This is a genomic window from Blautia liquoris, from assembly GCF_015159595.1.
Classification (GTDB): Bacteria; Bacillota; Clostridia; order Lachnospirales; family Lachnospiraceae; genus Novisyntrophococcus; species Novisyntrophococcus liquoris.
This window is the reverse complement of the sequence record NZ_CP063304.1, coordinates 1,884,159-1,904,444: the sequence shown is the minus strand read 5'-3', so window position 1 is coordinate 1,904,444 and position 20,286 is coordinate 1,884,159. Positions and strand designations below refer to the sequence as shown.

General features: G+C 47.3%; 14 protein-coding genes. All 14 read left to right on the top strand.

The window, feature by feature from the left end; all coding sequences use genetic code 11:
* Positions 1-94: 94 nt before the first annotated feature.
* The 14 genes from INP51_RS08695 to INP51_RS08630 all read left to right on the top strand — a co-directional run bounded on the left by INP51_RS08695 (position 95) and on the right by INP51_RS08630 (position 20,246).
* On the top strand, positions 95-853 hold the full coding sequence (locus INP51_RS08695) for a LytR/AlgR family response regulator transcription factor (protein WP_193734495.1): 759 nt from the start codon (positions 95-97) through the stop codon (positions 851-853).
* Positions 850-2,169, top strand: a complete 1,320-nt coding sequence (locus INP51_RS08690) for a sensor histidine kinase (RefSeq protein WP_193734494.1) — start codon at positions 850-852, stop codon at positions 2,167-2,169. The genes INP51_RS08695 and INP51_RS08690 overlap by 4 nt, the downstream gene beginning before the upstream one ends.
* Positions 2,170-2,488: 319 nt before the next feature.
* Positions 2,489-3,481 (top strand): hypothetical protein, encoded by a 993-nt coding sequence (locus tag INP51_RS08685; protein WP_193734493.1) that lies wholly within the window; start codon positions 2,489-2,491, stop codon positions 3,479-3,481.
* A gap of 205 nt (positions 3,482-3,686) precedes the next feature.
* A complete protein-coding gene (locus INP51_RS08680; protein ID WP_193734492.1) occupies positions 3,687-4,106 on the top strand; it encodes an RrF2 family transcriptional regulator in 420 nt (139 codons plus the stop codon).
* Between the two features lie 15 nt (positions 4,107-4,121).
* On the top strand, positions 4,122-8,864 hold the full coding sequence (locus tag INP51_RS08675) for a DUF7601 domain-containing protein (protein ID WP_193734491.1): 4,743 nt from the start codon (positions 4,122-4,124) through the stop codon (positions 8,862-8,864).
* Positions 8,865-8,953: 89 nt separating this feature from the next.
* Positions 8,954-10,243, top strand: coding sequence for a DUF7601 domain-containing protein (locus tag INP51_RS08670; RefSeq protein WP_193734490.1), 1,290 nt, complete (start codon positions 8,954-8,956; stop codon positions 10,241-10,243).
* Between the two features lie 69 nt (positions 10,244-10,312).
* Positions 10,313-11,005, top strand: a complete 693-nt coding sequence (locus INP51_RS08665) for a Spy0128 family protein (RefSeq protein WP_193734489.1) — start codon at positions 10,313-10,315, stop codon at positions 11,003-11,005.
* A 532-nt stretch (positions 11,006-11,537) separates the two neighbouring features.
* Positions 11,538-15,503, top strand: a complete 3,966-nt coding sequence (locus INP51_RS08660; protein ID WP_193734488.1) for a DUF7601 domain-containing protein — start codon at positions 11,538-11,540, stop codon at positions 15,501-15,503.
* Entirely contained in the window at positions 15,500-16,036 is a 537-nt protein-coding gene (gene lepB / locus INP51_RS08655; RefSeq protein ID WP_193734487.1) for a signal peptidase I, read from the top strand. The genes INP51_RS08660 and lepB overlap by 4 nt, the downstream gene beginning before the upstream one ends.
* A gap of 84 nt (positions 16,037-16,120) precedes the next feature.
* Positions 16,121-17,419: a DUF7601 domain-containing protein gene (locus tag INP51_RS08650; RefSeq protein ID WP_193734486.1), complete on the top strand. Its 1,299-nt coding sequence runs from the start codon at positions 16,121-16,123 to the stop codon at positions 17,417-17,419.
* Between the two features lie 11 nt (positions 17,420-17,430).
* Complete coding sequence (srtB, locus tag INP51_RS08645) at positions 17,431-18,426, top strand: class B sortase (protein WP_193734485.1); 996 nt, start codon at positions 17,431-17,433, stop codon at positions 18,424-18,426.
* A gap of 15 nt (positions 18,427-18,441) precedes the next feature.
* Positions 18,442-19,095, top strand: coding sequence for a Spy0128 family protein (locus tag INP51_RS08640; RefSeq protein ID WP_193734484.1), 654 nt, complete (start codon positions 18,442-18,444; stop codon positions 19,093-19,095).
* A 201-nt stretch (positions 19,096-19,296) separates the two neighbouring features.
* Positions 19,297-19,770, top strand: a complete 474-nt coding sequence (locus tag INP51_RS08635; protein ID WP_193734483.1) for an RrF2 family transcriptional regulator — start codon at positions 19,297-19,299, stop codon at positions 19,768-19,770.
* Complete coding sequence (locus INP51_RS08630) at positions 19,761-20,246, top strand: VOC family protein (protein WP_193734482.1); 486 nt, start codon at positions 19,761-19,763, stop codon at positions 20,244-20,246. The genes INP51_RS08635 and INP51_RS08630 overlap by 10 nt, the downstream gene beginning before the upstream one ends.
* Positions 20,247-20,286: the final 40 nt, after the last annotated feature.

The window sequence follows — 20,286 nt, the reverse complement described above, 5'->3', positions numbered from 1 at the left end:
CGGAGCAATCCGTTCAAATCTTGGAAAATGGAAAAAGTGGAGATTTTATCTTCACTGCTGGATTAAGTTCACGAATAGGGGAGGTATCTATCGTATGCTTCAGATTACCGTATGTGACGATAATCGCCGGGATTTAAAAAACTGTGCAGATCAGATCAGACAATGTGCAGACAAGAACAAGATTGAAATTGAATTATCATGCTATGAAAGTGCAGAATCGCTTCTCTTTGATTTGTATGAATGCGGTCACCATGCAGATATTCTCTATCTGGATATCATTATGGAAAAGACCAGCGGCATGGATGCGGCACAGGCATTCCGGGATCAGGGTTCTCATGCTCAGATTGTGTTTCTGACAAGTACGCCGGACTATATGGGACAGGCTTTTGATGTAGAGGCTGTTCAGTATCTGATAAAAGGAAAAATAACAGAGGAAGAGTTCGAGCAGACTTTTTTGCGGGCGGTAAATCAGGTGGAATCACAAAAGGATACCTATTTTGTCTGCGAATTCAATAGTTCAGTTACGAGTATCCCTTTTAGGTGCATCACTTATTTTGAGGTGATAAACCGAAAAATTCTATTGCATCACACTTATAATTCAGAGCCTGTCTGCTTTTATGGAAAGATGTCCGATCTGGAAGAGGACTTGTCCTCCGAAGAATTTTTGCGCATTCACAGGTCCTACCTTGTTCATCTTCCATATATCGCCAGATTCTGTTCACAGAAGGTAGTTTTGCAGGATACGACGGAACTTCCGATTGGAAGAAAATACATAGATAGGGTAAAGGGGCGTTTTTGCCATTACATCACTCAGAATCATATCTACCTTCCAAAAGGAGGGATAAAGTTATGAGCATCGCTGCAGGAGTTTCCATCATCATATATTGTTTCACCTTTTTGCTCTACTATCGCGAGCTGCTGCCTTTTGGCCAGAGGGATCACTGGAGGATAGGGGCAGCGTTACTTCTTCTTATCGGAGCTTATTTCGCAGCTGATTTGACGGCTCTTTCCTGGCTGCATCTTCCTGCTTTGCTCCTGGCCATGGCCGCAGGCGTATATCTATCCACGGATATGTCATTTACCCAGGCCTTCTACGGGGCAGGCGTCTGCACACTGAGTTTGTATTGCTTTCGGGGAATCGTCACATCCATCGCAGCATGGGTTGTACAGGATACGAGACCGCAATTTGCGGTTGATTCTCAGTCCTATTACAGTCTGACTGTCCTGTCGCTGGTGATTGCCCTGGCATTCTTTTATATCCTGCACGAAACAATTCTTCCGGATCAGGAACTTCTTATATTCTTAAGAGAACCCAGTTCCGTGAAGAATGTTATCGCATATGAACTGGCTGCCATTCCGAGTTTACTTCTCTTAAATCAGGGGCGGCACTATCATCCTGACGCAAGGTGGTTTGCCGGGATTACACTGGCAGGCTGCGGATTCATCCTGTTCATGCTCATATTTTCAATTTATCATTCCATAAAAGAGGCACGGCTTTTGCGGTATCAGCTCAGCAATCAGTTTATGGAAGAACAGCTCTCGGTTCAGCTTCGCTACTATAACTCTTATCATAAAAGCACAGAGAACTTTCGCAAATTAAAGCACGATTATCTCTCAGTTATGCGAACACTGAAAGTGATGATTGAAGGGGAACAAAAGGAGGAGGCGTTGTCTCTGATTCATGATACAGATGAAAGCCTGCAGGAGTTTCGGGCTGTGCAGAAGGAATATTCGGACAATACGACCCTTAATGCAGTCTTACAGGATCTGGAGTTTAACTGTACAAAACACAAAATCCGCCTTTGTTGTGAAGTGGCGGTACCCCGCTTTACAAAACTTACGACACTGGAAGAACTGCGTATTCTGACAAATGTGACGAACAATGCTGTAGAAGCCTGCAAAAAAGTGCCGGAAGATCAGCGTTTTATCAAAGTGATGAGCCGAAATATCAATGGATGGGCGGTGATTGACGTGACGAATGCTTTTGACGGAACCGTTCTAGTCGAGCACGGCCGTCTCAAAAGCCGTAAAATTCAAAGGGAAAACCACGGTCTGGGTCTTACCATCGTGCAGGAGATTGTGGAAAGCAAGGGCGGAATTCTGATGACTCATTTTGATGTGGCACAAAACACATTCAAGACCAGAGTTCTAATTCCGCGCTGCTTGTGAGCTGTGATATTTGGCATGTCGCCGGAAGAGGCCCTTGAGCTTTTAGCTATTCCAAAAGAAGAGTGGAGTCGGTATATTGATATACCAAAGGAAAATTAAATAGTTTTAGAAAAAAACGCCGGCGGCGCTGGCTGGTGATCGGGGAAAAGAGAAGTACTGCAAAAATAAAAAAACAGTACTTCTTTTTTATCGTGCGGTGAGGAGGGATAAATTTCTGACAAAGAAGAGGAGAAAATAGTGGCAGGATTTGGAGCGATCTGATACAATAGAATTAGCCGGCAAGGGAGGAAAGCATTGAGAACTTATAAGGAGGAATCAGATGAACACTTTCTATAAAAAACTCGATGCTGCGGGACAAAGGGCAGCCTATGATGCTTCCTGCAAGTGTCTGCTTGCAAACAAAATGATTCTTGCCTGTATTCTGAAAGAATGCATACAGGAATATGAGAATTACACGATAAAGGAAATTGCCAACAGGTACATAGAAGACGATCCCGTCATTTCAAAAACCGCTGTGCACCCGGATGAAGTCAGCCACGGTGCGGAACAGATCCGCGGCCTGTCCACAGAAGACTCCAGCATAAACGAAGGAACGGTTACATATGATATTCGCTTTTTGGCGATCGTACCGGTATCAGAAGAACGAATCAGCCTGATCGTCAACATCGAGGCACAAAACAACTTCTATCCGGGATATCCTATTATAAAGCGGGGAATATATTATTGCAGCCGGATGATTTCTTCCCAATATGGGACGGAATTTAGCGGATCGCATTACGGAGAGATTAAAAAGGTATATTCCATCTGGATTTGCCCGAATCCGCCTAAAAGCAGGAGAAATTCAATTACGACCTATTCGATGGAGGAGAACCATCTTTGGGGAGCTGCCGAAGCGGAGAAAAGAGAGAATTACGATCTGATGACGGCAGTTCTCGTGTGCCTTGGAAGCGAGGAAGATCAATACTATGAGGGCATCGTGAGAATGCTTGAAGTACTCCTGTCGTCAGAGAGAAAGCCGGATGAGAAGAAAAGGATTCTGGAGCATGATTTTAACATCGAAATGACAGGACAACTGGAAAGAGAGGTGTCGGATATGTGTAATCTCAGTGAAGGCGTGGAGCAAAAAGGAATCGAAAAAGGAATAGAAAAAGGGCGTCAAGAAGGAATTGAAAAAGGGCGCCGAGTAACGATCATACACTCGGTTAAGGAGATCCAACAAAAACTTGGCATGTCGCCGGAAGAGGCCCTTGAGCTTTTAGCTATTCCAAAAGAAGAGTGGAGTCGGTATATTGATATGCCAAAGGAAAATTAAATAGTTTTAGAAAAAAACGCCGGCGGCGCTGGCTGGTGATCGGGGAAAAGAGAAGTACTGCAAAATAAAAAAGCAGTACTTCTCTTTTTTTGCTGTTTACATCGAAAATCGTGTTGTTCACATCTTGTGCGGGAATGGAACAGATTTTTTTGTAAAATGATAGATAAACAGGAACAAATATGCGTTTCAGAAAGGAGGCATGTTCTTGCAGCTTCAAATGACGACCGACTACGCTCTGCGCATACTGGTCGAACTGGCGGAACAGCAGCGCGTTGTCTCATCGACTGAATTGTCTCAGAGATTGGATATGCCCGCAAAATACGTCCTGCAGGTCGGCAGAAAATTAAAAGATTATCAATTTGCCCATACGGTCAGCGGTTCAAAAGGCGGCTATATTCTGGCGCGTGCACCGGAGGATATCACAGTTTATGATGTCATGGAGGCATTCGAGGGGACAACGAAGATCAATCGCTGTCTGGAACATAGCGAATATTGCGGCAGGAGTGCCACGACCTCCTGTGCCGTACACTCCTTGTTCTGTGAGGTACAGCACAGTCTGGAAATTAAGCTGAAATCAGAGACACTGGCAACACTTCTCGCCAGAAACAAAAGAAGAACCGGATAGGAGAACATATTCAAGATGAAAATACCATATGAAAAAGAAAAACATAAAAGAGGAACAGGGAGGGGCTTACATCGGCTGCTCTGCCTTGTTCTGGTGTTTGCCATCCTCACAGGCTCCTTTCCCGCGAATACGCTTACGGTATCTGCGGATGAACCGCAGCAAGACGATGTTGTGACCGAACAGGACGCGACACAAAGCCAAGAGGAGAAAGGAACGGAAGGCGAAACACAGAAACCGGAAAAAGAACCGGAATCGAAACCGGAAACGGTGAAGCCCGAAAAAGAAAAGCAAGAAGACAAGAAGAATGCGAACGGCAAAGCCGAAAATGAGGGAAATTCTAAGGCGAAATTGAAAGAGAAAGCCAAGGAAAAACCTAAAAAAGAACCGAAAGCGGCTGAGCCAAGAGAGACTACAGATGCAAACAGCATCAGCGGTATGCTCTGGCTGGATGTACTGGAGGATAAAAACAGTGGTGTACTTCCCGGTGACGGCATCCGGCAGGAGGGCGAACAGCCCCTTGCAGCCTATGAAGTCAGTTTATACAAAGCAGAGGATAAGACTACAGCTGTGGAAACCGTTCAGACGGACAGCGAAGGTAAATACATATTTGAACATCTCGAACCCGGCAGCTATGTGGTGGGGATTTCTACCTGTATAAAAGGCAATACCGAATATCTCCTGCCTGTTGCCGGGATTACAGAAGACAATCAGTTTGCTGATTTTAATGAGGACTATACCACCGTGTATTCGGAAGATATTTCCCTGGAAGAAGATACAGTTGTCGCAGATATCAATGCGGGCCTGCGCACACCTCCGGGGATCATGGCGGCATCCGTGGGAATCCAGCCGTCTAAGAGCAATCTGTATGTACGCAACGAGACGAAGATTGGATTTGGCGGAAAAGTATGGTGGGTCATCGGGGACAGCAGCGGGGGAACCCCTGCCTCACTCCGGTCACCGAGTGCAGGTACTGTGACAATGTTTTCAGACAGAAACACTGGCAATACCTTTGGCACGAGCATATTTAATCCCTATACCGGTGCAGCAGGTAATAATAACTATAATAACAGTACGCTGCAGACGGCAATGTCGAATGCCTATCAGAACACTAGCATTCTTACTCCAAAAGAGAGGACCTATGTTGTACCCCGTTCGTCCATGGATTTACAGTCTTATCCAAGTACTGTTTATTATGGTTATGTAAATCCAACAAACCAGAATTTCTGGCCTTTATCTGCCTATGAATACTACAATATGGGTTCTGGTACAGTTGGTAATGGCATACGTGGCGACGCCACGTATGTTTGGCTGCGCTCCCCCAATTCACTCAGTGTAAATTTCGGTTTGGTCGGCACGCCGGCCGGGTCGGGGGTCTACAACGGCGGCGGCGTAGCTAATACGTTTTCTGTGCGGCCCGCTTTTTATTTCGATCTGTCCTCTGCCCTCTTCTCATCTGTTGCCGCCACCGGCGGCGCCTCTGACATGAAGTCGGCCTCACCCGGAACGAAAAACTTAGTCAAGGCAGTAACGCCCGGTGCGAATGAGGCAGTGAAGCTTACGATGGAGGATGATAAGAGTAAGACCTATTCTGGCAACAGTGTTGGCGGTACCCAAAGCGGCCGCCTGGGCATGACCGTGGATCCAAGCCTCACCGACATTACCTCCCATCCGGACGGAGATGTGTCCTTTTCTTATAGTGGCGCGCAGACTGGTACAGGCAGAAGCGTGTCCGTGATGATCTGCCGGAATAATGCCAATCCGGATATCCTATTCTATGGCCGCCCGGTAAATTGCCAAAGCGGCAATGCAAGTGGTACAGCAACCTTTACCCTGCCGAGTAAAAGTGACCTGCCTATAGGCGATTATACCCTGAAGATCTTCAATGAGGAAGTAAACGGTGCGTATTACACAGACTATGCCAGTACACCCATTACGGTTGACCTGCATGTGCGGGAGGTCAAAGTCAGTGCAACGGCAAACCCGGATGACAGCAAGGTTTATTATACCGACACAACTCCCGGTCATGTAGACCTTACAGCGACGGTAAAGAACGAATTGAGTATTACTGGTACAACGATTCAGAATGTCCAGTGGTTCCGGGTGCCCATCAGTAATACCACGGATTACAGTGCCGGCAATGCGTTTGATACCGCCTATGCAAGTAGTACGGTATCAGCGAATAACAAAGGCACAATAGGTGCAAGCAGTAACGATCATATTACCGCGACCTTTCCACTGCAGGTGGACAAAAATGCAACGTACTGGTTCCAGGGAACGGTCCGTGATCCGGCAACCAATCTTACCTATACCAATGTATCCTCCATTACAGTGGATAACTTATATAAGGAAATCACCTGTACAGTGAGCGGCATCAACAATGGTGTCAGCCCTGCAGATACGTTGTATGTGGATGAGACCATTCCCGGACAGTACGGGATTCCCTATGATTTAGACGGAACGACCCCGCTTAGCGCACCAAGTCAAGGCTTTGATGCCATCACTCTGTCGGCTAAGAACGAGTATGTAAAGTATGCTCCGGCACAGACGATAAGCGGACAGTCGCTTGTTACTGTATCTGATACCGTTTCCGTCGATTTAGATGGAACTATCAATGCAGAATGCGATGGAGATTACACAAGGTACATCATTTTCTATACCCTGCAAAGGTATCTGGTTGACCGTGATGACACTGACGCAGCCATTGGCACCTACGATGTCTTAGAGGATGCGGCAAATGCATGCTTAGAAAATGTGGATTGCACCATAACCGCTATAGCGGATGATCCCGCAATGGGTAATCGGGTCTTAGTATCGGAGAATAAACGAATTACTCTCACTTCTGATAATCCAAGCACCATCCGCACGATTACACAACAGTTGGTTGGGGGCCTCGAAGCATTCCATTTAGAAATTTATGGCTCTTTGACACTTAAAGATATTATTCTTTCAGGGATTGGCCTCACTAGTGCCAATTACACCGTAAAAAGGAATGGTGGTATTCGGGGAATAAGAGAATCATCTTCGGTGACAATGGAAAATGGTGCTAAGATCACAGGGTGTTATGTAGCTAACGGCAGTGTAGTCCAAATAGAAAACCCGTGCACGTTTATCATGAATGGCGGTGAAATTTCCAACAATAGAACTGATAACGCTTTAGGATCAATGGTCGGTGTGTGGACTCATGCTTCTTTTACTATGAATGGTGGAAAAATATCAGATAATATATTCTATTGCAATAATGCTGGAAGTGATGCTGGCGGAGTGGGGGTTGGCTTATATAGTACCACATTTACTATGAATGGTGGAGAAATCTCAGGAAACGCAGGAGGGATGCATACAGGAAATATCCTTGGTGCTGGTGTTTATTCGAGCGGATCAACCTTTATCATGAATGGTGGAAAGATTTCGGATAATAACGCTGGAGAAGGTGACGACTTGGCCAACAGAAGTTTCGGTGGAGGAGTTTATTTATCTCATGGAAGTACCTTTATTATGCGTGGATCTGACAGCAAAATTCTTGATAATACTGCAGGCGGAGTCTTTGGAAAAGGCGGAGGAGCCTATGTTGCATCTGGCTGTAGTTTCACAATGTATGATGGAGAAATCTCGGGAAATGTGGCAAAAAGATATGGTCCAGGTGATTCCACAGGTTATGGTGGTGGTGTCTATGTGGATACTGGAGCTGAATTCAGCATGCTTGGAGGGAGAATTTCCGACAATACCGCATCATCCGATGGCGGTGGTGTCTATACACCTGATTACAGCTATGGTAACCCTGCTGATGTAAGTAAATATAGCAACATCTCTATTTCTAATTCTGCGGAAGTAAGCGAGAATACAGCATTGGATGGTTTCTTTGCCCCACCCGTCAACTATTCGGATTTCGATGTTCGTGCGGCAAATTCTTTTGACGGCATGCTGCTGGATAATAATAATATTAATTATCGAAATCCCTACTATTCCATTGCATATGATGCGAACAACGGCGGAGATGGTACACAAAGATATTACCAATCCACTGGTGTTTCCAGTGGAACGACCACCGTACAGGCGGTGAATATTGGATCGGGCACGGATGAGGCGAACTTTACCGCGCCGGCTGGCATGTCCTTCGCCGGCTGGACAGAAAATGCGGATGGAACAGGTGCATCATATCGACCGGGTGATGCCATTACGCTTTCTGGTAATAAAATATTATACGCCAAGTGGATGCCGTTTGTGGATGTCACGATCTCCAAAACCGTCGCAGGCGACTATGGTGACCGGAACAAAAAGTTCGATTTCACAATTACCGTACAGGATACAAGCGGAACCCCGCTGGCTTCGGGCACCAGTCTTTCCTATACCGGCGGCACACTTCCCGGCTCCGGTGCAGAGGCTTTGGAAGACGGAACCCTGACGCTTGATGCCACAGGCAGTGCGGACTTTAAACTCAAGCACGGGCAGACCGTCACAGTTTCCGGGATTCCGACGAACGGCAAGGTACAGATTGCGGAGACAGCTGTCTCCGGTTACAGCACGACATATCAGATTGACAGCGGCACCGCACAGAACGGTACCGATACGAACCTGATTGCGATGAATGGCACCAACCGCACGGCTGCATTTGTGAATACGCATGGGGAGGTGGTTGCCGCCGGAATTACCGGAGGCATGACATCGACAACCCTGCGGATTACCACGGCGGTTCTGTCTCTTGCAGGTGCATGGTATCTCATAAGCCGCAGGGCAAGACGTAAACGCCAAAAAGAGTCCTGAATAAAACCAACAGAGGTATAACCGCGGGAGCGGCAAACCCGTTCCCGTGTTATATATAAAAATCCAAGTACATAAGGAGAGAAAAAATTATGAAGAGAAACAAGAGATTGAAAGCATTGCTTTCACTGGCAATGACAGCTGTGCTGACTGTGGGCGCAGCGACAACCGCATATGCGGATCCGCCTGCAGCGATAAGCGGTGACGGAGCTTATATTCTAAAAGAACTGGAGATGGACGATACCTTGTCGATTCCCTCCGGCGGCTACACATTCAATTTTTCAGTTACACCAAAGAAATTCAATGACACAACTGCTGTAACACCGACAGCCCCGATTGTAAACGGCTCCGCGATGCCGGGTGTGACCGATACCTCCATCACATTACAAGAGGCAGATAAGGATAATAACGCATCCACCGGCGGAATTAGTGTCTACAAGAAACAGGCGGCAAATAAAATCTTTAACGGTGTGACATGGAATGCTCCCGGAACGTACACCTATACGGTAAAAGAGAGAACTTCCGGATATTCCAACCCCACAACCGGCAAGACGATGACGGACGACACCACAGAATATGAAGTGACGGCATATGTCAAAAATGACGGAGCCGGCGGCTATGTGATCGAGAATATCGGTGTAGTAGATACGGAGAACACAGAAGACGGCGGAAAGGTCTCTGTGACGCCGGATCCTGACACAAACCAGTTTAAATTCGTCAATGTTTATTCCGAGACAGCCGGAGGCGGCGGTACCGATCCGACAGAAGATGCATCCCTTACTGTAAGCAAAGTAGTGGAAGCAACGGATCATAGTGATCTGGGACAGTATTTCCCATTCTTCATCGATACGACGGCTGCAGGAACAGAGACAGCAGGGACAACTATTTACAAAGCATATCTGATTGATAATGGCACTGTAATTCCCATGGCAAGTCAAAACGAAGTAAGTGGTGAAACTTATGCCACAGACAGCGACAGCAATGGCGATTACATCAAAGTGTCGGCCGGCAGTACGTTGAAGATCAACCTGAAACATGGACAGTCTGTGGCATTTATGAACATGGCCGTCGGTGCACAGTATAAGGCGACAGAGGATGCTGTTGCTCACTATATAGCGGACATTGATCTGGTTGTAAACGGCGGGACTTCCACCCTTATTCAAGGAGCAGTAAACACTGCAAATGATACAGGGACACAAGCCCTTGGCGCTGATACGAACTCGGCGGCATTTACCAATATGTATGATGAGGATACCGCTGTCACCCCAACCGGGATCCAGTCGAACGATATGCCATTCCTCTCGATGATTGTACTGGCTGTTGCTGCACTGGGAGGATATACAGTGATTCGTTTCCGGAAAAAGACTTCCGCAAAAAACTGATTGAACCGGTATTTCACCGCAGTGTAAGGCAGGACACGCATCCGAAGGATCAGTAAGGAGAGAGAAGTTATGAAAGTTATGATAAAAAACATAGGAAAACAGGCGCTGCTGTTCTGCCTTTTGGTTTTGCCTGTCGCGGCCTTTTCGGCACTGCCTGCCTCTGCAGCGCCTGTGGCAGGAGAGGTCACTTTGGAGGCTGCACAGGAGTTTACGGTGGAAGAGGGCGTGCCCGTATCCGACACGTTTACGTACCGGATGAACGCAATAACGCCGGGTGCGCCGATGCCGGCAGGCAGTACAGAGGGTGTCTATAGATTTTCCATCCGTGGAAATGATACGGTTTTTGCAGGCCCCATCGAGTTTTCACAGGCCGGCACCTATTCCTATGAAATTGCCCAGATGACAGACCAAAGGCAGGAAGGCTGCGTCTATGATGAGCAAGTGTATCGTGTTACCGTCTATGTCGACGCCGGTCTGCATACGAACATTGTGGTTCGCAAATCCAGCGGAAAAAAAACGTCACAGATTCATTTTCAAAACCGATTTTCGCTTCGCCCCAGTGATCCGTCTGTTAAGGTGGATCCCCCAGTAAAAAAGACAGGAACTTCCGGAACAGGCACGGCAAAGACCGGGGATGATACGAATCTTGCATCATGGATTATGACGATGACAGGTTCCGCTTTTACGGCTCTTTGTTTTGCAGCTTTTCTGATAAAGAGGAAGCAGAGGGAAGAACTCCACGTGATATCGAGGGAAATATAAAAGAAATAGTTTGATACTACAATCCAAAGGTCCTGCCTTTCATGCGAGCATGAAAAAGCAGGACCTTTGGATTCGAACAAACAGGAGAAAGCAGCCCGATTAGGGCTGCGTAACAATCTGTGTATCAGAGCAGATTTCTCGTCTTCGCTGCAAGGTACAGGGGCATATTTGTCACCATCTCTGGCTCTTCCTCCCTCGCGGACAGCTTTTCACACCCAAGATCAAACTTCGGATCTTTTTTCAGGTATAATGAATGCCAGAATTATGGGCATCCATAGGGTCAAAAAGGACGCTTGTTTCATATTTGACCCATATTTTGATGCAATTTTTCAATTTCGATACATGAAAAGTCTGTTTCGTTACATGGAGGAGTTTTTTTGACTCTTTTTCATTTAAAATATACTAAAATAGTTAAATTAAAAAATAACAGATAAAAAACGATTAACACCAATCGCTGTCAGGGGTTTAGATAGAAAAACTTTGGCAGCAGATTGCTCAAATTTGCGGTAACTGCCGAATCGGAGGTGATCGGTTGAATAGAAAGCACTCTGGGCAGCCGGGGCTGAAAAAATTACATAAGAATCCGTTTGTTCGGATCCATGGATTTCAGAATAGATTCCTGGGTATGACTTTACTGATCGTTGTACTGGTGACGTCTGTTCTTTCGAATTCTTTCTATACATCCTCGGTATACGCAGAAGAGGAACAAGGCGTGGATGTAACTGTTTCGCCGGAGGATGCAAAGCAGTCAGAATCGGGTGAATCAGAAAAAGAGCCCGAAAAGACGGTCACAGAATCTGAATCAGACAAGAAAGAGGATCAAAAAAAGGATCAGCCGGTAAAAACAGACAACAATAACAGGATCAGCGGTTTGCTCTGGCTGGATACCTGGGAGGATAAGGGGAATCAGATCTTATCCGGTGACGGCATCCGTCAGGAAAAGGAACAGGCACTTGCCGATTATGAGGTCTCTCTCTATCGGGCAGACGACAAGCATTCTCCTTTTAAAACGGTAAAGACAGATGGTGAGGGAAAGTACATATTCGAGGGTATAGACCCCGGCACGTATGTGGTGGGCATATCTTCCCGCATAAAAGACGATGTCGAATACCTCCTGCCGCTGGCAGGGATGACGGCGGACAATCGATTTGCAAAGTTCAGCGAGGATCACGCGACGGTTTTTTCCGAACCGGTTGCCCTGGATACGCATACACAGGTTTCGGATCTGAATGCAGGGATCCGGGTGTTACAGGATATCGTGATACGAGCGGGCTCATATAAAGTCTATCGGGATACAGGAAATCAACTGGTGGGAATGTACACAGAACTGAAGGATGCCGTGGCAGCTTGCCAAACAGATGGCCCATATACCATTGTGACCTCGATGGATGACAGTGCGCTGGGTTCTGCGATCAGCATACCGGCCGGAAAAGAGATCACGCTGACGTCGGATGGCACAACACGAACCCTCACACAGACGGTTGGTTCCGAATATGGCCGGCACTTTTTGGTGAGTGGTTCTCTGACGCTGAGGAATATCGTCTTGTCCGGACGCGAAGAAAGAGCTAACGGGGACCGAATCAACGGCGGCGTACAGGTGAACAGCGGCGGAAAACTTGTGATGGAGGACGGTGCGAAACTCACCAGATGCTATACTACACAGGCGAATGGAGGCGCTATCCTTGTGAGCGGAGGAGGAACCTTTATTCTAAACGGCGGTGAAATCTCCGGTAACGAAACGACGGTGAATGGAGGCGGCGTCTATCTGATGATGAACGCGTCTATGACTATGAATGGCGGTGTCATCTCGGCGAATCAATCTGCATCCAATGGGGGCGGCATCTATCAGCTTGTGAATGCTTCGCTCAACATGACAGACGGCACAATCTCCGGTAATCGGGCAAATGTTGGCGGAGGGGTTTTCACAGGTGTAAATGCAGTTTTTACCATGAGTGGCGGTGCAATAACCGGGAATACAGCCGTGACGGACGGAGGCGGGATCTACAGTGCAGCTTCCAGCTACGCAAACCCGGCTGCATCGAACAGCTATGCGAATATCCAGATTGCCGGCAGTGCAGCGGTGCGTGAGAACACGGCAAATGGAGGGAGATTTCTTCCGCCTTCTAACTATCTGGAATTTACAAGACGTGCGGCGAATGTCTTTGACGGATTGCTGCTTGACAACGACAACATCAATTACAGGAACCCGTATTACACGGTGATCTATAAGGTGAATAACAACACCGGGACGCCGGATACCTATCAGGCGACGGGAGTACCGATTGGCAGTTCAGGCTATAACTACTTATTTACCCAGCAGCAGGCGGGCTTTGATGCGGCCGGTGCAGTCGAGCCGGGCCAGGAGAAGTTCCTCGGATGGAATACAAGTCCTGACAGCGACGGTGTCACCTATACGGCCGGACAGCGCGTGCGCTTTTTGGATAACCTGACACTCTATGCCCAGTGGGGGGTAAACCGGTATGTGGTGTCGAAAGACGGCAGCGGGGAAATCATTGGTTCTTACGATCAGTTGTCGAGTGCGGTGACGGCCTGCCTGACGACGGAACCCTGTACGATCAAGGCGACGGCGGATGATCCCATGATGGGAAGTACAGTCACCATTCCGTCTGACAAAGAGATTACACTCACATCCGACGATACACGCCGCACGATCACACAGGATAGGCAGGGGATTAATACACAGGATACCGGCTATATACACTTCCAGGTTTTGGGGACTCTGCGTCTGAAAAATATTGTCCTTTCGGGCAAGGGACTTACGGATATCGGAGTAGATCGTTCCAATGGAGGCGTGCAGGCTGCAGGCGGAACCTTGGTGATGGAAGACGGTGCAAAGATCACAAAGTGTATCAATTCAACATACGGCGGCGGTGTCAATGTGAATGGTTTTGGAAGTTTCACCATGAACGGCGGAGATATCGTCGAGAATGTAGCTGCGAAAGGGGATGGCGGCGGCGTTTCCGTGCGTGAGAATGGAAGCTTTACCATGAACGGCGGCAGTATATCGAACAACAAGACGAATATGTACAGCGGCGGCGGTGTCAATGTGAAGGAAAGTGGCACTTTTGTATTGAACGGCGGAACCATCTCCGAGAACAAGGCACCTTTTGGAGCCGGCGGCGTCATCGTGGGTGGAACGGCGTCCTTTCGGATGGAAGGCGGTGTGATATCCAAAAATACAGTGGATAATTTTGGGGGCGGCGTCTGTGTCTGGGATCGTGCATCTTTTGTCATGAAGGACGGTGAAATTTTTGAGAATGCCGTAGCTTCCGGAAACAATGGGGGCGGCGTCTATGTGGATGCGAGGAGCACATTTTCGATGAGCGGCGGCAGCATATACAAGAATCAGGCGAAGAACGGTGCAGGTGTGTTCGTTCAGGTACAGGGAAATTATGCAGGTACACTTTCGATGAGCGGCGGCGTCATATCTCAGAATACGGCGACTTCCGACGGGGGCGGCATCTATACGATGAACTATCGTTACACCAACCCGATTACACCGGCAGCTTCCTATTATAAAAACATTACGATTACGGATTCTGCCAAAGTCGAGAACAATACGGCAAGATTTGGCTCGCAGGCTCCTCCCGGAAATTATCAGGAGTTTACGGAACGCCTCAGCAATCCATTCGACGGATTGCTGTTAGACAATGACAACATCAACTATCATAATCCGAACTACGCTGTAATCTATCATGCGAACAACGGCGGTGTCGGTACACAAAAGCATTTCCAGATGACCGATATCTCAAGTGGTACGGCAGTGGTAAATGCGGCAGCGATTGGCACAGGGGATGACGAAGCCAGCTTTAGCGCTTTGCCGGGAAAGGTGTTCGAGCGATGGACCGAATATCCGGATGGAACTGGAAACTCTTATATGCCCGGAGCACAGATTACCTTTAGCGGCACGAAAAATCTGTATGCCAAGTGGCGTGATCTGGCGGTGACGAAGGTCACCATATCAAAGACAGTGGAGGGCGAATACGGTGACCGAAACAAGCTTTTTGATTTCAAGGTCACGCTGCAAGATGAAAGCGGCGCACCGCTTTCGGGAAGTTTCTCGTATACGGGCGGAGTCATCACAGGATCTGGCGCAGTGCCTCCGCAAAGCCAAACAATGACGCTGGATGAAGCGGGGCAGGCTACCTTGAAGCTTCGCCACGGGCAGACGATCATGATAGACGGCATACTGGAAAACAGCAAAGTACGTGTCGCGGAAGAGAATATTACGAATACCGGTTATTCTACGACTTATAAGATAGACGGTGGAAACACCGAAGATGGCACGGATAGCGGCTGGCTTACGATGACAGACACAAACCGCCGTGTTGATTTTACGAACACACATGGCAGTGTTACGGCCACAGGGATCTCGGATGGAGATACGACACGATCCATCTTCATTCTTGCAGGAGCCGCCCTGTGTATGGCAGGGGGTGGCTATCTAAGAAACCGAAGGAGGAACAAGAAGATATGAATGACAGTAATACAGGTAAAAAAGAAATGACCGTACAGCAGCCTTCTCTGCTCCGCGAATTTCTCCTGCTTCTGGCGAAAATCGCAGTCGTAATACTGGCAGTTGTCCTACTCTTTACGTTTGTATACGGTCTGCACAGGAATCGGGATCCGGCCATGGATCCGGCCGTTAAAGACGGTGATCTGGTCATCTACTATCGGCTGGATAAACATTACGTCTTTGGCGATACGCTCATGTTGGACTATCAGGGCAGCCCCGAGGTGCGGCGTGTGGTCGGCACAGCAGGCGATACCGTGGACATCAGGGAGGATGGTCTTTATATCAATGGTGCGCGGCAGCAGGAAGCCTCCATTCATGAGCCGACACATCGGTACGAGACTGACGTGGACTTTCCCCTGACCCTGAAAGAAGGGCAGGTGTTTGTCTTGGGCGATGCCAGGGAGAATGCCACAGACAGCCGGGTATATGGTCCGGTCGAGGCAAAAGAAACCCGGGGGAAGGTGATTTCCATCTTCCGGAGACGAAACATATAACATGGAATGAGGTTTGCAAGATGAAACTTCTCACCATGCTCATATAGAAAACAACAAAAATAAAACATATAAGGAGCGATCATTATGAAGAAAAAAAATACGTTCAAAGCATTACTTTCGCTTACCATGGCAGCAGTACTGAGTCTGGGAACTGTGGTTACCGCATTTGCGGGACCCCCCACACCGCCGGCGACGGATGGCGATAATGTCAAAATCTTAAAAGAAGTGCAGATGGACAATACACTGTCCATCCCCAGCACCGGGTTCACCTTTCAATTTCAATTTACAGCAAAAGATTTCAATGGGCAAGCTGCCGCACCGACGGTTGTAAACGATACGAGTCCGATGCCTACGGTTACGAATACTTCCATCACCGTTAACAGCACAGATAAGTATAATTCAGCATCTACTGAAAATCTGGATGTTTACAGAAAAGAATCCACAAATAAGATCTTTGACAACGTTACATGGCCGGCTCCAGGTGCTTACACCTATACGGTAAAAGAAGTAAGACCTTCCGGTTATACGAATGCTGCAGCCGGAGAGACTATGACTGATGACGAAACAGAATATGAAGTAACGGCATATGTGAAGAACAACGATACCTACACCGGATTCGTAATCGAGAGCATCGGTGTGCGGACACCGGGAACCACTGGAACAGAGGGAAAGATCGTTGTTACACCGGGTCTTGGCACAAACCAATTTAAGTTCACCAACATCTTTTCCCAGATGGCAGGCGGCACAGATCCGTTGTTGAATGCATCTTTGACGGTCAGCAAAAAGGTGGCGGACACCGCACATGGAGACAAAGGACAGTACTTCCCCTTCACCATTACACCAACGGCTGCAGGTACAGAAACATCATCAACGAGATATAATGCATACTTGATTGAAGAGGATTCCAACGGTACAAAAACCGTGATCCCATGGGATCCGAACAACAACCCGGAGAATTATTCGACACCTGCGGATACCAATGGTGAATACATCCGAGTGGATCCGAACGATACTAACCCTATGAAGATCAGACTAAAACACAACCAGTCTGTAGCATTTACCGGTATGGGTGTCGGTTCAAAATATGTAGCAGAAGAGGATGGAGTTGCTCACTATGTGGCCAATATTGAACTGCTTACAAATGGTGTTTCTGGCTCTGTGTCCGGAACATTAGCAACTGCAGCTAACACGCAAATACGGACCCTCGGTACAGCCACGAACTCAGCGGCATTTACCAATACGTATGATGAGACCACTGCCATCACGCCGACCGGTATTCAGGCGAACGATATGCCGTTTCTCATGATGATTGTTCTGGCGGCTGTGGCACTGGGAGGATACGTTGTGATTCGGTTCCGCAAAAAGAATTCCGCTGAGAATTAATTTCTCAGGCAATGATAATACGACAACATGAGAAAGGAGATCCTATGGGCATGACCCCGGAAAAAATAGGAAGAAAAGCAATTCGTGTGGCAAACGCTGCTGTAAATTTTTCCGTCTTACTTTTTCTCTTGCTGCTCGTGGCTTTTAGCGGTTATGCCCTGTGGGATTCCAAACAGCTCTACGGCGCGGCGGACGCTGCGCGTTACGAGAGATATAAGCCCGTCGAGGGAGAGGATACGAAATCCTTCGCTGAGCTTCAGGCGATCAACCCTGAGGTGTTTGGCTGGCTGAGCGTGTATGGCACTCACATAGACTATCCGATCACGCAGGGGCTGGATAATATGAAATATGTCAATACCAACGCACAAGGAGAGTATTCGCTCTCGGGCAGTATCTTTCTTGATTCTGACAATCAAAGAGATTTTTCCGATTTCAATTCGATTCTCTATGGACATCACATGGAGAAACAGGCGATGTTTGGGGAACTCGGGCTTTTTGCAGACAAACAATATTTTGATGCCAGAGAGTACGGCAGCCTTTATTATGACGGCAAAGATCATGGAATTGTTTTCTTTGCTTTTTTACACGTAGATGCCTATGATAAGTCGGTCTTTACAGCGGCCATGAAAGGGCAGGAGGCACAGCAGCAGTATCTGGACAATTTGCTGAGTCAGGCGGCTTTCACCCGGGATGCCACCGTGACGATTGACGACCATATCGTGCTGCTCAGTACTTGCTCGATGGAAAGCACCAACGGCCGCGATATTCTTGTCGGTAAGATTACCGATACGGTGTACGATGATATCTTTCGGACTGACGGGGCGGACAGTACTGACACACAGGAAACGGTTCCCCGCTGGAAGAGAATTCTGTCGCAGATCCCTGTATGGGCCTGGGTATTGGTTATCGCGATTTTGATTCTTCTAGTATCGGCTGTTCTTCGCAGATATCGAAAACACAGCCGTCTTGCCGACAAAGAGGATAGCACAGACAGTGGTAAGGAGTGAATAAGGATGAAATTCATGACAAAAAAAATCAGGAAATGGGTGCTGCGCTTCTGTGCTTTTTTGCTGCCGGTTACGGCGTTCTTTTCACAGACCGTCTCCGCAGCGCCCTCAAACGTTTCGGTCACACTGAATGTTTCACAGAATATAACCACAGAGGACGGTACATCTGCTTCCGGCACTTTTACTTACCGAATCACAGCAGCGACACCGGATGCGGTACTGCCGGCCGGCAGCTTTGGCGATACATATACCTTTTCCATGAAGGGTACGGACAGTGAGACGATAGGTCCGCTCGAATTTACACAGCCTGGAACATATTCGTATGAGCTTGTCCAGGTGACAGACCAAAAAGAAAAGAGTTATGTGTATGACATGGAAATGTATCGAATCACCATCTATATTGATGACGAAATGCATGCGAATACCGTGATACGAAAATCGAACGGTTTCAAAACACAGAAGATGCTGTTTCATAACAAGGCTTCTTCTGCCGGCAAGGGCAATGGAGGAAAAGAGAAAGGAAACGCCGGCAAGGGGATCAAGACTCCAAAAACCGGTGATGATACGAAGGCTGCCCTCCTGTTGATTGCGATGGGGGCGGCTGCTTTCGTGGCATTCATCTGTGCGCTCTGTCTGAGACAACAAAGACATAGAAAAGAAAAAAACTGAATCCAGAAGAACATTCATTCCGAAATTCATGCTTTTCATTACATCAGGGACCTGTAACTCTTGATAATCTGTTATAATCCCAAAGAATAGGGAAAGAATTATACATGACGGTTCTGGGAGAGTACGAATGTATTTTTCTTCATTGTAATGGTAGGAGTATACCATTAGAAACGATATAAGAGAATGAAGGGAAGAGAAAAGATGCAGTTAAAAACACAAACAGATTACGCGATACGAGTTTTGCTTTACCTCGCAGAGAATAAATCCTGTGTTTCGAGAAAAGAGATGTGTACGAATCTCGGAATCGCAGAGACCTATCTGACGGTGATTGTGAAAGTTCTGAGACAAAAGGGATGGGTATCATCGACGTATGGGCCAAATGGAGGCTATTATCTGATCTGTAATCCCCAAAACATATCGCTTTTGGATATCATGGACGTGACAGAAGACAGTATTAAGATGAACCGTTGTCTGGAGGAAGATCAGTATTGCAGCCGTAACGCGGTAGACTATTGTCCGGTTCACAAGATGTATGATTTCTTTCAGGACTACTTCGAAAACTGTTTTTCATCTGTCACGATTCAGGATATTATAGACCCGGATTCGTCTGTCATGAAAAAAAAGTATCTGAAAATTTGTAATCAGGAGGAAGGAGAAAGAGAGACGTGCCAATAAGCGGCATCTTTCGGATGAATATCATGTCATTAAACATATCAGTTAATTTCGACGGAAACTGTCGGGAAGCGGTAACCTTTTATGCACAAGTGTTCGAACAGCCGATCCCTTATTTTCTGACTTATGAGGAAGGGGAGCATCTGATTCCTTCCAAAATGCAGATACCGGATTCGATGAAATCCCGTGTGATGCGGACTTCTTTGAATATTGCGGGGACATCAGTTGAATTCTATGATATTCCAGATGCATTCGGATTTATTCGGGGGAACAGTACCTCTTTAAGTGTAGCATATAAAGATTACAGCAGGGTAAAAAGGATCTCTGATTTATTGAGTCAGGATGGAGAGGTTGAGGTTGCCTGCGAACAGCCAGACGAGGGCATGTATTACGGGATATTGGAAGACAAGTTCCAGATCCGCTGGCTGATCCGAACACAGGAACTGGAAAGGGAATGTCATCCTGCTTATTGTTTTTGATTTTCGTACTAGTTTTGAGTTTAAAAAGACAAGCATCCAC

Coding starts and splice junctions, on each gene's coding strand:
- INP51_RS08695 (WP_193734495.1), top strand. CDS start 95: ATGCTTCAGATTACCGTATGTGACGATAATCGCCGGGATTTAAAAAAC.
- INP51_RS08690 (WP_193734494.1), top strand. CDS start 850: ATGAGCATCGCTGCAGGAGTTTCCATCATCATATATTGTTTCACCTTT.
- INP51_RS08685 (WP_193734493.1), top strand. CDS start 2,489: ATGAACACTTTCTATAAAAAACTCGATGCTGCGGGACAAAGGGCAGCC.
- INP51_RS08675 (WP_193734491.1), top strand. CDS start 4,122: ATGAAAATACCATATGAAAAAGAAAAACATAAAAGAGGAACAGGGAGG.
- INP51_RS08670 (WP_193734490.1), top strand. CDS start 8,954: ATGAAGAGAAACAAGAGATTGAAAGCATTGCTTTCACTGGCAATGACA.
- INP51_RS08665 (WP_193734489.1), top strand. CDS start 10,313: ATGAAAGTTATGATAAAAAACATAGGAAAACAGGCGCTGCTGTTCTGC.
- lepB (WP_193734487.1), top strand. CDS start 15,500: ATGAATGACAGTAATACAGGTAAAAAAGAAATGACCGTACAGCAGCCT.
- INP51_RS08650 (WP_193734486.1), top strand. CDS start 16,121: ATGAAGAAAAAAAATACGTTCAAAGCATTACTTTCGCTTACCATGGCA.
- srtB (WP_193734485.1), top strand. CDS start 17,431: ATGATAATACGACAACATGAGAAAGGAGATCCTATGGGCATGACCCCG.
- INP51_RS08640 (WP_193734484.1), top strand. CDS start 18,442: ATGACAAAAAAAATCAGGAAATGGGTGCTGCGCTTCTGTGCTTTTTTG.
- INP51_RS08635 (WP_193734483.1), top strand. CDS start 19,297: ATGCAGTTAAAAACACAAACAGATTACGCGATACGAGTTTTGCTTTAC.